This is a genomic window from Streptomyces sp. SBT349 (assembly GCF_001083795.1).
In the GTDB taxonomy this organism is placed as follows: domain Bacteria; phylum Actinomycetota; class Actinomycetes; order Streptomycetales; family Streptomycetaceae; genus Streptomyces.
The window spans coordinates 1-12,667 of sequence record NZ_LAVK01000224.1 but is presented as its reverse complement, the minus strand read 5'-3'; the positions used below and the strand labels follow the sequence as shown (position 1 = coordinate 12,667).

General features: G+C 73.7%; 15 protein-coding genes. 2 read left to right on the top strand and 13 right to left on the bottom strand.

Annotated elements, in window-relative coordinates:
- Positions 1–154: 154 nt before the first annotated feature.
- Entirely contained in the window at positions 155–640 is a 486-nt protein-coding gene (locus ADY01_RS23955) for a nucleotidase (protein ID WP_049577493.1), read from the bottom strand.
- A gap of 136 nt (positions 641–776) precedes the next feature.
- Here ADY01_RS23955 and ADY01_RS23950 point away from each other — a divergent pair, with 136 nt between their 5' ends.
- Complete coding sequence (locus ADY01_RS23950; protein WP_049577491.1) at positions 777–2,561, top strand: glycoside hydrolase family 15 protein; 1,785 nt, start codon at positions 777–779, stop codon at positions 2,559–2,561.
- A gap of 28 nt (positions 2,562–2,589) precedes the next feature.
- On the opposite strand, the gene ADY01_RS23945 is transcribed toward ADY01_RS23950, so the two are convergent.
- Positions 2,590–3,663 (bottom strand): LacI family DNA-binding transcriptional regulator, encoded by a 1,074-nt coding sequence (locus ADY01_RS23945; RefSeq protein WP_324613252.1) that lies wholly within the window; start codon positions 3,661–3,663, stop codon positions 2,590–2,592.
- Entirely contained in the window at positions 3,650–5,320 is a 1,671-nt protein-coding gene (locus tag ADY01_RS23940; RefSeq protein WP_049577498.1) for an IlvD/Edd family dehydratase, read from the bottom strand. The genes ADY01_RS23945 and ADY01_RS23940 overlap by 14 nt, the downstream gene beginning before the upstream one ends.
- A gap of 256 nt (positions 5,321–5,576) precedes the next feature.
- Here ADY01_RS23940 and ADY01_RS23935 point away from each other — a divergent pair, with 256 nt between their 5' ends.
- Positions 5,577–6,986 carry a glycoside hydrolase family 5 protein gene (locus tag ADY01_RS23935; RefSeq protein WP_049577482.1) on the top strand — a complete coding sequence of 470 codons (1,410 nt, stop codon included), beginning with the start codon at positions 5,577–5,579 and terminating at the stop codon, positions 6,984–6,986.
- A gap of 46 nt (positions 6,987–7,032) precedes the next feature.
- Here ADY01_RS23935 and ADY01_RS23930 read toward each other — a convergent pair whose 3' ends face one another.
- The 10 genes from ADY01_RS23930 to ADY01_RS23890 all read right to left on the bottom strand — a co-directional run bounded on the left by ADY01_RS23930 (position 7,033) and on the right by ADY01_RS23890 (position 12,499).
- Positions 7,033–7,614 carry a hypothetical protein gene (locus ADY01_RS23930; protein ID WP_049577479.1) on the bottom strand — a complete coding sequence of 194 codons (582 nt, stop codon included), beginning with the start codon at positions 7,612–7,614 and terminating at the stop codon, positions 7,033–7,035.
- A 120-nt stretch (positions 7,615–7,734) separates the two neighbouring features.
- Positions 7,735–8,319, bottom strand: a complete 585-nt coding sequence (locus ADY01_RS23925; protein WP_049577477.1) for a hypothetical protein — start codon at positions 8,317–8,319, stop codon at positions 7,735–7,737.
- On the bottom strand, positions 8,312–8,866 hold the full coding sequence (locus ADY01_RS23920) for a SigE family RNA polymerase sigma factor (protein ID WP_049577474.1): 555 nt from the start codon (positions 8,864–8,866) through the stop codon (positions 8,312–8,314). The genes ADY01_RS23925 and ADY01_RS23920 overlap by 8 nt, the downstream gene beginning before the upstream one ends.
- Positions 8,867–8,998: 132 nt before the next feature.
- Positions 8,999–9,169, bottom strand: coding sequence for a hypothetical protein (locus ADY01_RS23915; protein ID WP_159001379.1), 171 nt, complete (start codon positions 9,167–9,169; stop codon positions 8,999–9,001).
- 669 nt (positions 9,170–9,838) lie between these two features.
- A complete protein-coding gene (locus ADY01_RS23910) occupies positions 9,839–10,090 on the bottom strand; it encodes a hypothetical protein (RefSeq protein ID WP_049577469.1) in 252 nt (83 codons plus the stop codon).
- Entirely contained in the window at positions 10,087–10,344 is a 258-nt protein-coding gene (locus ADY01_RS23905) for a hypothetical protein (protein WP_049577467.1), read from the bottom strand. Before ADY01_RS23905 ends, ADY01_RS23910 begins: the two co-directional genes overlap by 4 nt.
- Positions 10,326–10,775: a hypothetical protein gene (locus ADY01_RS23900; protein WP_049577464.1), complete on the bottom strand. Its 450-nt coding sequence runs from the start codon at positions 10,773–10,775 to the stop codon at positions 10,326–10,328. The genes ADY01_RS23905 and ADY01_RS23900 overlap by 19 nt, the downstream gene beginning before the upstream one ends.
- On the bottom strand, positions 10,775–10,912 hold the full coding sequence (locus ADY01_RS39280; protein ID WP_159001377.1) for a hypothetical protein: 138 nt from the start codon (positions 10,910–10,912) through the stop codon (positions 10,775–10,777). Before ADY01_RS39280 ends, ADY01_RS23900 begins: the two co-directional genes overlap by 1 nt.
- 41 nt (positions 10,913–10,953) lie before the next feature.
- Entirely contained in the window at positions 10,954–11,157 is a 204-nt protein-coding gene (locus ADY01_RS23895; RefSeq protein WP_049577461.1) for a hypothetical protein, read from the bottom strand.
- 97 nt (positions 11,158–11,254) lie between these two features.
- Positions 11,255–12,499: a helix-turn-helix domain-containing protein gene (locus tag ADY01_RS23890; RefSeq protein WP_049577495.1), complete on the bottom strand. Its 1,245-nt coding sequence runs from the start codon at positions 12,497–12,499 to the stop codon at positions 11,255–11,257.
- Between the last annotated feature and the right edge of the window lie 168 nt (positions 12,500–12,667).

The following is a 12,667-nucleotide window of genomic DNA, read 5'->3' as shown; positions in this document are numbered from 1 at the left end:
GGGGGGCCGTGGTGGCGGTGCGCGCCGGGGCCGACGGAGGGGGCACCGGTCCGGCGGACGCACGGAACATGACCTCGCCCACCCCTCCTCGCCCGACACGGTGAACGCACACCCTGGCAGGTGGGAGCCGGAGGATCAAGGGGTCAGCGGCGGCTCACGTGCCCCCCTCGCGCTCCTGCGCCTCTTCGAGCACGGCGCGTGCCTCGGCCATCCACCCCGCGTGCACGACGTGGAAGCCCGCGCGCCGGTAGGCGGCGCACACCTGGAGGTCGTCGTCCACCACCACCGCCACGGTCCGCCCCGCCGCCAGCCGCCGCAGCAGCTCCGGCTTGGCCACCCTGGCGGGCCTGCGGTCGCCCGCGCGGCGCATCAGCAGCCGCCCCGACGGCAGCCCGTGGCGCCGAAGCCACGTGAGCGTGGAGTGACGGCAGCGCTCGGGGCGCCCGGTGACATAGGCGATCTCGCTGGTCTCCGCGTGCCTCAGGGCCAGGGCCACGCCCTCGGCCAGGGGCGGATCCTCCAGGGACGCCCCGAAGAACCCGTCCCAGTCGCGGGGCCGCCTTTCGAGAAAGCGCAGACGGTGCCTGACATCCGCCAGGGTCCCGTCCAGATCGAACACCGCGAGGGACCGCGGGGCCATGAGCGTCCTCCCTGATTCTGCGAACGGCGCGAACGGCGCGAGCCGCCTGAACGGCGCGAACGGCGCGAACCGCGCGCGGCGCGGGCAAAGGCGCCGGCGCAGGAACGACCGCGCCGCCCGCCGACGTTCCCCCCACATGATCGAGGACTACGCGCTGATCGGCGACCTCCAGACCGCGGCCCTCGTCGGGCGGGACGGCTCCATCGACTGGCTCTGCCTCCCGCGCTTCGACTCCCCGGCCTGCTTCGCCGCCCTCCTCGCCGACGAGGACGCGGGCCGCTGGCAGGTGGCCCCGGCCGCCGGAGGCCGCGCCACCCGGCGCCGCTACCGCGGCGACTCGCTGGTCCTGGAGACCGAGTGGGAGACCCCGGAGGGCACCGTGCGCGTGGTGGACTGCATGCCGCCGCGCGGCGAGGCCGCGGACGTCGTCCGCCTCGTCGAGGGCGTCTCCGGCCGGGTCCCCATGCGGATGGACCTGCGCCTGCGGTTCGACTACGGCCACATCGTGCCCTGGGTCAGCCGGGCCGGCGAGGACCTGGGCGCGGTGGCCGGGCCCGACGCGGTCTGGCTGCGCACCACGGTGGACACCCACGGCGTCAACCACGCCACCCGCGCCGAGTTCACGGTCGCCGCCGGGGAACGCGTCCCGTTCGTCCTCACCTGGCGGGCCTCCCACCTGCCGCGCCCCGAGCCGGTCGACGCGCCCTGCGCGGTGGAGGACACGCGGCGCTTCTGGGAGGCGTGGATGTCCGGCTGCCGGTACGAGGGGGAGTGGCCCGGCGCGGTGCGGCGTTCCCTGCTCACCCTGAAGGCCCTCACCTACCAGCCCACCGGCGGGATCCTGGCCGCCGCCACCACCTCGCTGCCCGAGCAGCTGGGCGGCCCGCGGAACTGGGACTACCGCTTCTGCTGGCTGCGGGACTCCGCCTTCACCCTCCAGGCGCTGCTGAGCACCGGCTTCGTGGACGAGGCCCGCGCCTGGCGCGACTGGCTGCTGCGGGCCGTCGCGGGGGACCCCTCCGACCTCCAGATCATGTACGCCCTGGACGGCGGCCGGCGCATCCCCGAGGCCACCCTGGACTGGCTGCCCGGCTACGAGGGCTCCGCACCCGTGCGGATCGGCAACGCGGCGGCCGGGCAGTTCCAGCTCGACGTGTGGGGCGAGGTCCTCGACAGCCTGCACCTGGCCCGCGAGTCCGGACTGCCGGACGAGGAGAGCGCCTGGCGCCTCCAGGTGGCGCTGCTCGACTTCCTCGAAGGGAACTGGGACTCCCGGGACAACGGCCTGTGGGAGGTCAGGGGCCCGCAGCGGCACTTCGTGCACTCCAAGGTGATGGCCTGGGCCGGGCTCGACCGGGCGGTGCGCGCGGTCACCCGGCAGGGGCTCGAAGGACCGGCCGACCGGTGGGCCGCGCTGCGGGACCGCATCCACGCCGAGGTCTGCGCGGAGGGATACGACGCCGAGCGCGAGACGTTCACCCAGTTCTACGGCTCCCAGGGCCTGGACGCGGCGGCGCTCCTGCTGCCCCGCGTCGGGTTCCTGCCGTGGGACGACCCGCGGATGGCCGGGACCGTGGCCGCGATCCGGCGCGAGCTGTGCGAGGACGGCCTCGTCCTGCGCTACCGGCCCGGCGCCGACGGCGGCGTGGACGGGCTCCCGGGCGAGGAGGGCACGTTCCTGCCGTGCAGCTTCTGGCTCGCCGACGCCCTGCACGGCACGGGCCGCGGGAACGAGGCGCGCGCCCTGTTCGAGCGGCTGCTCTCCCTGCGCAACGACGTGGGCCTGCTCAGCGAGGAGTACGACACCGTGACCGGCCGCCAGCTGGGGAACTACCCGCAGGCGTTCAGCATGGTCGGCCTGGTCAGCACGGCCCGCTTCCTCAGCGGCACGTCCACCATGACGACCCGCGAGGGGCAGTGAGCCCGCCCGCCGGCGCGCGGGCGGAGCGTCAGCCCGGGGGCGGCGCCGTGCTGTCCCGCACCACCAGGCTGGTCGCCAGCTCGATGCGCGGCGGGCCCTCGGGGCCCTCCCCGGCCGGCGCCAGCACGGTCCGCACCGCGATGCGCGCCATCTCGGCGAGCGGCTGACGCACCGTGGTCAGCCGCGGCGACACCCACGCGCACAGCGCCACGTCGTCGAACCCGACCACGCTCAGCGCGTCCGGGATCCGCAGGCCCCGGCGGTGCGCCTCGGCGTAGACGCCGCTGGCCTGGAGGTCGGACCCGGCGAAGACGGCCGTCGGCGGCCGGTCCAGGTCCAGGAGCGCCGCCGCCTGCGCGGCGCCGCCCTCGGCGTGGAAGTCGCCGTACCTGACCAGCGCGGGGTCGACCGGTATCCCCGCCCGGCCCAGCGCGGCGCGGTACCCGTCCAGCCGCTGCTGGCTGCACACCAGGTCCGGCGGCCCGGTGACGACGCCGATCCGCCGGTGGCCGAGGCCGATCAGGTGCTCGGTCGCGGCCAGCCCTCCCGACCAGTTGGTCGCGCCCACCGTGGTAACGGCCGGGTCGAACCCGCCGACCGGGTCGACCAGCACGAACGGGGTGCCCAGCGCCGTCAGCCTCCGGGCCGCCGCGGGCCGCAGCGGCGACAGCACCAGCAGCACCCCGTCCGAACGGCGCTCGGCGACCCGGTCGAGCCAGGTCCCGTCCCCCGGGTCCCCGTCGGCGACCGTGACCACGACCGCCGCCGCGTGCCGCCGCGCCTCACGCTCCGCGCCCCGCAGCACCTCCGTCGCCCAGGGCGAGTTCAGTTCGGAGATCACCAGGTCGATCAGGCCCGCGCGGTCCGCCCGCCTGACCCCGCGCCGCCGGTACCCGCGGCGCTCCAGCAGCTCCCGCACCCGGGTCCTGGTGGCGGGGGAGATCTCCTCGCGGCCGTTGAGCACCTTGCTGACCGTCGCCTCGGAGACGCCCGCCTCGCGGGCGATCTCCGCGATCGTGACGCGCCGCTCACCGCCCTCCGCCCCCTCGGCGCCCGCCGCGCCGTCCACGCCCCGCGCGTGAGCCGCCTCAGTGCGACTCACGCGGCACCGCCGAGCCGCGCCGGCCCACCAGGAAGCCGAAGTCGGCGCCCCGGTCGGCCTGGAGGACGTGCTCGGTGTACAGCCACGCGAACCCCGAGTCGGCCGCCGCCTCGGGGGCGTGCCACTCCTCGCGCCGCCGCGCGAGCTCGTCCTCGGACACGTCCAGGGTCAACGTCCGCGCGGGGACGTTCAGTTCGATGGTGTCGCCGGTCCGCACCAGGGCCAGCGGGCCGCCGACGGCCGCCTCGGGCGCCACGTGCAGGACGACCGTTCCGTAGCCGGTGCCACTCATCCGCCCGTCGCAGATCCGCACCATGTCGGTGACGCCCGCCTTGAGGAGCTTGGCGGGCAGCGGGACGTTGGCGACCTCGGGCATGCCGGGGTAGCCGCGGGGGCCCGCGCCCCTGATGACGATGATGTCCTCGGCCTCGATGTCCGTGTCGGGGTCGTCGCTGACGGCGTGGTAGTCCTCCGGCCTGTCGAACACGACGGCCCGGCCGCGGTGGGTGAGCAGCTCGGGGGAGGCGGCCGACTGCTTGATGACGGCGCCGGCCGGGGCCAGGTTGCCGCGCAACACCGCGGTGCCGGAGCCCGCGGGCTGGAACGGCTCGGACAGCGGGGTGATCACCGCCGGGTCGAAGCACTCGGCCCCCGCGACATTGGCGCCGATCGTCGCGCCGGTCACCGTCATCGCCTCGCGGTCCAGCAGCCCCGCCTCGGCCAGCTCCCGCAGCACGACCGGGAGGCCCCCGGCGTAGCAGAAGTCCTCCATCAGGTACCGGCCCGAGGGCATGAGGTCCACGATCGTCGGCACCGGCCTGGCCAGCTCGTCGAAGTCGTCGAGCGCCAGCTCCACACCCAGCCGCCCGGCCAGGGCCAGGAGGTGGACGATGGCGTTGGTCGAGCCGCCGATGGCGGCGTTGGCGCGGATCGCGTTCTCGAACGCGGCCCGGGTCATGATGGCGCTGGGCCGCAGGTCCTCCTCGACCATGGCCACGATCCGCTGCCCCGCCTCCTGCGCCACCTCGAACCGGCGCGCGTCCACGGCGGGCCAGGTGGCCGAGCCCGGCAGCTGCATGCCCAGCGCCTCGGCCATGCACGCCATGGTGGAGGCCGTGCCCATGGTCATGCAGTGGCCGTTCGAACGGGCCATGCAGCCCTCGGCGACCGCGCACTCCTCCCGGGTCATGCGCCCGGCCTTCATCTCCTCCTCGAACTTCCACACATGGGTGCCGGAGCCGACGTCCTGGCCGCGGTACTTGCCGTTGAGCATGGGCCCGCCGGTCACCATCACGGCGGGCAGGTCCACGCTGGCCGCGCCCATCAGCAGTCCCGGCGTGGTCTTGTCGCAGCCCGAGAGCAGCACCACGCCGTCCAGCGGATTGGCCCGGATCAGCTCCTCGGCCTGGAGCGCCATCAGATTGCGGTAGAACATGGCGGTCGGGCGGATCAGCGTCTCGCCGGTGGCCATCACGGGGAACACCAGCGGGAAGCCGCCCGCCTGCCACACCCCGCGCTTGACCGCCTCCGCCACCCGGTCCAGGTGCGCGTTGCACGGCGCCAGCTCCGACCACGTCGAGGCGATGCCTATCACCGGCCTGCCGTCGAACACCCCGGCCCCGAAGCCCTGGTTCCGCATCCAGGACCGGTAGATCATCCCGGACCTGCCCTCCGCGCCGAACCACTCCTGGCTGCGACGCCCGCCCTCGCTGGTCACCACGGTCCCGACCTCCGGTCCGAAAGTTTCGTCTCGCTGCGCCTCGTCACGCTAGTGAGGTGCCGGTGGATACGTCAACGGTCGCGGCTCTTGTGCGCGAGCGCGGCCCTTCCTAGGCTGGCGAAAGTTACTCGAAAACATTCGAAATCATTCGGACACATGCGGCGGGAACGCGGCGAGACCCGGGGAGTTACGGATGACCGACCACACCACCAGCGCCGACGCCTTCCTCTCCACCGACGGCGACCGGCTCGTCGACGCCACCGGGGCCAGGGTGATCCTCCGCGGCTTCGGCCTCGGCGGCTGGATGAACATGGAGAACTTCATCACCGGCTACCCGGCCACCGAGTCCCTCCAGCGCAAGGCCCTGCGCCGGGTGCTGGGCGAGGAGGGGTACCGCCGGTTCTTCGACCGGTTCCTGACCGCGTTCTTCGGCGACGAGGACGCGCGCTACCTGGCCTCGCTGGGCCTCAACTCGCTGCGCATACCGTTCAACTACCGGCACTTCGAGGACGACGACCGGCCCTTCGAGCTGAAGGAGGAGGGCTTCCGGCTGCTGGACCGCGCCGTGGACGCCTGCGCCCGGCACGGCATCTACACCATCCTCGACCTGCACGCCCTGCCCGGCGCGCAGAACCAGCACTGGCACAGCGACAACCCCACGCACTGGGCGCACTTCTGGACCCACCGGCACTTCCAGGACCGCGTCGTCCACCTCTGGGAGGCGCTGGCCGACCGCTACAAGGACAACCCCTGGGTGGCCGGGTACAACCCGGTCAACGAGCCGGCCGACGTCACCGGCGAGGTCATCGGCCCCTTCTACCGCCGCATCGAGGCCGCGATCCGCGCGGTGGACCCCCGCCACCTCCTCTTCCTGGACGGCAACCGGTACTCCACCCAGTTCGACATGCTCGGCGACCCGCTGCCCGGCACGGTCTACACCGCCCACGACTACGCCCTGCCCGGATTCGTGGACGGGGGTCCCTACCCGGGCACCAGCCGCGGCCAGTACGTGGACCGGGCCGTGGTGGAGCGCACGTTCCTCGCGCGCACGGAGTACATGCGCCGCACCGGAACGCCCATCTGGATCGGCGAGTTCGGCCCGGTCTACACCGGCGACCCGGCGCGGGACGCCCAGCGGCTCGCGCTGCTGGAGGACCAGCTGGCGCTCTACCGCGAGCACGGCGCCAGCTGGGCCCTGTGGACCTACAAGGACATCGGCCTCCAGGGCCTCGTCCACGCCGCACCCGACTCGGCGTACATCCGGCGCATCGCCCCGGTCCTGGAGAAGAAGGCCCGGCTCGGCGTGGACTCCTGGGGCTCGGTCGACACCGGCGTGCGGCACATCATGGACCCGATCGAGAGGCTCTTCGAGGAGGAGTTCCCCGACTACCACCCGTTCCCCTGGGGCAGCAGGCGGTGGCTGCACGGCATCGTCCGCCACGTCCTGCTGGCCGAGCCGATGGTGGGCGACTTCGCCGCCTGCTTCGAGGGCGTGGACCCCGACACCGCCGAGGCCCTGGCCTCCTGCTTCGCCCTGAACGCCTGCACCCGCCGCGAACCCCTCGCCGACCTCCTGGCCCGCTACGCGGGGCCGCGCCGGTGAGGGGCACTCTTCGCGGGTCGGTCGGATCAGGTTCCGGCCCGCGCGTTCAGGCCGTGTACAGCGACTCCAGCCTGGTCACCCGTCCCTCTCCGTCGAAACTCAGGTCGTATCCGACGAGCGGGCGGACCGAGGACGACTGGGCCGTCAGCCGGCTGACCAGCTCGGCCGGGGAGTACGACGAGGGCTGGGACTCGTCGCCGATGGGGGCCGACAGCAGCACCTGGGCGTCCTCGGCCAGGGGCACCTCGGTGTAGGGCCCCTCGCCCGGGACGACCACCCATGCCTCGGAGAAGTCGGTGACGTGGGCCTCCTTTTCGGCGGGCCGCACCGACAGGTACGTCCGTCCGTCGCTGGTCCAGGCGTCCTCGATCTGCACGAACTGCCTGGCGCCGGCCCAGGGGGCCGCGCTGGTCGGCGCCGATGTGGCGTCCGCGTCCGTGCCGTCGTCCGGCGCGTCGGTCGGGTCCGTCTCGTCGGCCGAGGCGGAAGGCGTCGAGGATGCCGCCGGCGCGGTGGCGGCCGTCTGCCCGTCGTCCTCGCCGCTGCACCCGGTCAGGGCCGCGAGGCCGACGGTGAGCGCGGCGAGCGCGGCGAGCGCGGTGAGGCGGCGTGAGAGGTGCGTGGTCAAGAGTCCGTCCCCCAGGGGTCAGGCGTGTTCGGGATACATGGGCTCTACGCGCCACCCCACCTCCCGGGTTGCATCACGATCGTGTTGCGTCGCCGACCGCCCCGGAGCTCCCCCGAAGGCTCATTCGGAGAGCCAGTAAGCCTCCCGCAGCGAGTGGACTTCGCCCTCGTCGTCGTAGTCGATGAAGAACACCCACTGCGGTCCAGCGGCCAGTTGGCTCACCAGCTGGTCCAGCTGCACGTCCGCGGGGCTCCCGTCGGTCAGCGCGCGTGCTTCGACGAGCGTCCCCCGCGGCAGGGTCAGCGTGTGCACCACACCGGCGGGTGCCGTGGTTCCCCGCTCGGCGCGAAGCTGTTCGACGGTGACCCGCACTGTGTCCCCGCTCAGCACCGCGTCGTACACGTAGCCCAGCTCGCTGGCGTACTCCTCGCCCGGAGCGGGTGCCGGCGGCACGAACGGCGAGGCGGTCGGTGTCGGGGTGACGGCGGGCGGCTCGGGCCCCTGGGCGGCCCGGGTCAGTGACACCCCTCCCAGGACCACAGCCGTGGCCAGCAGCGCGCCGCCGGCCGCCAGAGCGGACCGCCGGCGGCGCCGGCGCTGCTCACCGCGCGCCCGGATCCGCTCCGCGGCGAGCGGTTCGGCGTGCCGCCGGCCCGACTCGGCGAGGTCGGCGAGGTAACCCTCCAGCTCAGTCTCGTCAGCCATGACGCACCTCCGACACGCGGGCAGTCCGCGGATCCAGCTCAGTATCGGCCAACAGCCGTGCCAGCGCCGCCCGCCCCCGGCTCAGCCGCGCCTTGACCGTGCCGACCGGGCAGTCGGCCTCGGCAGCCACCTGCTCGACCGTCAGGTCACACAGATGGTGGAGCACCACGGCCCGTCGCTGAGCCTCGGGGATCTGCCGCAGCGCCTGAACCAGCAGCACGTGGTGCGGTTCCGGCGGCGGCACCGCCGCCGGCGGGCCCTGCCGCCGGGCGAAGGTGAGCGCGGTGCGCACCCGCCGCCACCGGCTGACCGCCAGCCGCCAGGCCACCGTGCGTACCCACGCCTCGGGGGCGGCGTTCAGGTCCAGCTCGTCCCGGTGTTCCCAGGCCCGGACGAACGCCTCCTGGACCACGTCCTGCGCCTCGGCGAAATCGCCCGTCATCGCGTACAGCTGCCCGATGAGCCGGCCGACGCTCGCGGCGTAGAAGGCGTCGAACGCGTGCTCGTCCGCACCCCGGCCGCCGCGCGGTTCCTCTGGTGGTCGCATGGTTCTCCTATCGGGCTGCACGGTGCCACAAGAAGTCGCCGGCTCGCGCACCACCCCCGGGGCCCGGCATTCGCCGACCGCGCCGTCCTCATGATGACCTGGCCCTGGTCCTGTGCGGACGGTGGGAGCTGGTCAGCGGTGTCCACGGGTGTGGTCCTGGGCGTCGGGGCGGCGGGGTCCCCGTGGGTTGATGCGGCGGGCGGCCCATAGAACGGTGTGGGGCCGGATGGTGAAGTGCTCCCCGGTGGTGAAGGTCAGCCGCTTGCACGGGCCGGTGGTGACGAGGTCTTCCACGATGAACACGTGGCCGCCGATCATGAGTTGGTCGCAGCTTCGGCGCTAAGAGTGGCCTCTGACCTGCGGTTTTGTGGCAGTTGAGGCCGTTGCGGGATGGTGACCTGGGGTGGCTGGGCGGTCAGGTGCGGTTGCGGGTGGTGTGCGGGGTGGTGGGTGGCGGCCGGTTTGGCGTGAGGGAGCGGGGCCGTACGCTCGCCGCGAACCGGGCAGCCCTTGGCCTGCCCGCATCAGCCCGGTTGGGTCCCGCTCAGGAGGCTCGCGCCAAACCGGCCGCCCCTGCCGCACCGCATGCCGCCCGCCCCGGCCACGGACCAGAACCCCAGTGCTCCCGTCGGCCATGGCTGGTCTCCTGGCGTGCTGCGGTGGGTGGGTCCCGGCCGCCGCCATCGTGCGGGGCGGCGGCCGGGGTGCTCCGGGCGGGTCGCCGTCGCTCCGGAGCGCCGCCCGTGCGGCCGGTGCAGAGGCGGATACCGGGGGAGCGGGCGGGTTCTGGTGAGGTGGCGGAGGTCGTTGGTAATCTCCGCCGCCTTCGCGCCGTGGGTCTGGTCCCGCCCGCCTCCGGGTGGTGTGAATCAGCGGGAGGCGGGCGGGCGCCCTGCCGTGGCCGGGCCGTGGGATCCCCCGGGCCCGCCGGTGAGGTGGCGGCAGGGGTCGGCGCAGCCAGGGCAGGGCGGTCTAGGGTGGCGCGGCGCGGGCCGGCCGAACGCGCGCCGGGGAGATGCGGCGGGTGATCCACAGGATGGTGGTGCGGTTCATGGTGAACGCTTCCCCGCCTGTGAACTCCAGGCGGCGCCGACCGTTGGCCAGGGCGAACATGTCCTGGACGGTGAACGGCTGCGCGCCGATCATCACCTCGTCGCCCCGGCGGACGCTGTACACGTCGACCTCCAGGGACACGGCGACCGTCCCGGGCGCGTGCGCGGTCACGAAACATTCCTCAGGTGCTCGGGCCGGTCGCGCTCGTACTGGGCGGCGCGGGCCATGGCGTAGAGATGGGCGAGGCACGCGTCGCAGGCGTAGACGTCGGCCGAGGCGTCACCGGCGACGCCGGAGAGGGTGGCACGGCCCACCCACATCACGGCCCGTTTGACCTCGGGGTCGCAGCCGATCCAGCAGCGGTCCAGGGTGCGTTCGTCCTGCCGGCGTTCCGGGTCGGGCGTGGTCAGGCGGAGTCCCCGCACGAGGGGTCACCCCCGTCCGGTACGGCGTGGAGCCGTCCTCGGGTCTGGGCTCGCAACTCGGCGACGGCCACCCGGAGTTCCCTGTGCGCGTCGGTCATCTCCTCCGCCGTCAGGAGCCACTTCAAGGTGGTCAGGGCCCAGGCGGAGACGACCCGTTCTATCAGCGGCCGGAGGTCCGGCCGGGGGCCGAGGTGCGCCAGGCGGCGGATCAGACGCTCGGGCATGAGCGGTTCCGGCGGGTAGTTCAACGGCTCGCCCGAGCCGAGCTGCGGGCGCTGCGCGAGGGGGATCCACCGGCCGGTGACCAGGCAGTCGGGGCCGACGGTGAGGATCCGGCCTTCGGAGTGCACCGCGACCGGGACCGGACGCGCGTCCCGGATCTGCTTGCGGCAGTCGATGCACACCGGCACCAGGCGCAGGTTCGTCGGCATCACCGCGCGCTCTCCCGGCAGTTGTGCAGCGCCAGCGACTCGACGGTGTCCCGACAACCGGGGCACCACGCGCCCGCCGTCACCGGCGGGCAGGTGCGGCCGTCGATCAGAGTCGGCGGCTCGTCGGAGAGGGGCAACGGTGCGGGCTCCGGCCCATCAGGCCAGAACGACGCCGGGGTCACCGCGCGGCTCCCAGCGCCCGACGCAGCACGGTGCACAACTGCTCCGCGTCGGCGCGCGACAGGACCAGCGGCACGCGGCCCCGCTGCTGGTCAACCAGGTATAAGGCCAGGGGCACGCGGACTTCGCCCGTCGCCGCGTCGGCGATCGGCGGCTCGTTCGGGTCGGGCGAGGCGTGCCACTGTTCGGTGCTCACGGTCATGAGGGCTCCAGCGGTCGACGCTGTGACGTGCCGATGACCGTAGGAGGCGGCGGCCAGTGCGAGGGGGACGGTGTGTCCCCCTCGACGTAGTTGTCCCTTACACGTCCGCCGTGATGCCGATCGCTTCCGCCAAGGCCGCCGCCTCCGGGCGCAGAGCCCGCGGGGCACGGCGCCACAGATCCGCAGCCACCCCGCGCGCCGACGGCGTGAACGCCACGGTCTCCGCGCCGATCTGGTGGGCCAGCTTCATCACGTGCAGAGCCGCCGTCCGGTCCCCGCGCTGGAGATGCCCGCGGGCGACCTCGACCCACAGGCGAGCCCGCCGCTCCGTGCTGGGCATGCTGTCAGGGTCCAGGTCATCGGCGATGGACAGCGCGCGTCCGGCAGCGCGCAGGTCGGTGGCCACGCTAACCGCGTGGAAGTCGACATTCGCCCGGCCGAACACGGTGCTGGCGTGGACGTAAGAGGTCGGCAGCGACTTCGCCGTCTGGTCACCGGCGTCCCAATGCCGCCACGCGTCCCCCTCACGGCCCTCCCGCGCGCACGTCACCGCGGCGTGCAGCTGGAGTGCCCCGTATAGGCCCCGCCAGTCCTCCGGCGCGTCCGCCAGGTGAGGGCGCAGTATGTCCGCCGCTTCGTTCACCACCCGCAACGCCTCGTCCGGATAAGCGGTCTCTCGCACGATGTTGCCCATCGCCCACGCGGCAGCGGCGATCGCGGGCGGGTCGTCCGCAGCCTGTGCGGCCGTCAACGCGCGGTCGGCCACGACCCACGCCAGCTCGCCCGGAGCGACGTACGCGGTGGCCTGCGCCACGAGCCGGTACACGTCAGCGAGTGCCACCAGCGCCGCGCGCCGCGCGGGCCCGTCGACCGCCCGGGTGGCAGCCTCGGCATCCCTGATCAGGGCAGGCAGCAGCGCCCCGACCTCGGTGCGGTTCCGCCCGGAGGTGTGCCACAGGCGCCATGTCTGGTCGACGCGAGCCTGGAGCGCCGCCGCGTCGACCGGCCCAGCCGGGGCCGAGGAGAGGGAGCGGCGCATGACCGCATCCCAGATCGCGGGCATCGCCGGATGGGTGAGCCGACCCAGCGGGATGGGCTGGACGGACTCGGGCATGCCGCCGGTGATGAGGGAGATGTCGTTGAGCTGGAGCGCCGCCGCGAGGCGCATCAGCTGAGTGTGGGACCGCAGTTCGCGGTCGCCGCGTTCGATCTTCTTGAGCCAGTCCGGGCCGCGCCCGCAGAGCCCGGCGAGGACCGGGCGGGACATGCCCCGAGACTCGCGAAGGACCTGGATGCGTTCGCCGGTGGAGAGGCCCTCCAAGTTGTCAGGAGTGTGTGCCATGCTGAGCTCCGATCTGGACGTCGCACTCCGGACCGTACCCCCGGCGGCAGCCAGGGGAACAGCGAACGGCTCCGCCATCACCCTGTGACGGCGGGGCCGTTGTGCTACAGGCGGCTGCGGCGGAGCGCTCCGAGTCGGGGTGGCGGGGTGGTGTCGGTTGGCTTCTGG

Excerpts from the sequence above, each read along its gene's own strand:
- ADY01_RS23900 (WP_049577464.1), bottom strand. The coding sequence starts at position 10,775 with ATGCCGACGAACCTGCGCCTGGTGCCGGTGTGCATCGACTGCCGCAAG.
- ADY01_RS23935 (WP_049577482.1), top strand. The coding sequence starts at position 5,577 with ATGACCGACCACACCACCAGCGCCGACGCCTTCCTCTCCACCGACGGC.
- ADY01_RS23950 (WP_049577491.1), top strand. The coding sequence starts at position 777 with ATGATCGAGGACTACGCGCTGATCGGCGACCTCCAGACCGCGGCCCTC.
- ADY01_RS23890 (WP_049577495.1), bottom strand. The coding sequence starts at position 12,499 with ATGGCACACACTCCTGACAACTTGGAGGGCCTCTCCACCGGCGAACGC.
- ADY01_RS23895 (WP_049577461.1), bottom strand. The coding sequence starts at position 11,157 with ATGACCGTGAGCACCGAACAGTGGCACGCCTCGCCCGACCCGAACGAG.
- ADY01_RS23955 (WP_049577493.1), bottom strand. The coding sequence starts at position 640 with ATGGCCCCGCGGTCCCTCGCGGTGTTCGATCTGGACGGGACCCTGGCG.
- ADY01_RS23920 (WP_049577474.1), bottom strand. The coding sequence starts at position 8,866 with ATGCGACCACCAGAGGAACCGCGCGGCGGCCGGGGTGCGGACGAGCAC.
- ADY01_RS23925 (WP_049577477.1), bottom strand. The coding sequence starts at position 8,319 with ATGGCTGACGAGACTGAGCTGGAGGGTTACCTCGCCGACCTCGCCGAG.
- ADY01_RS23940 (WP_049577498.1), bottom strand. The coding sequence starts at position 5,320 with ATGATCTACCGGTCCTGGATGCGGAACCAGGGCTTCGGGGCCGGGGTG.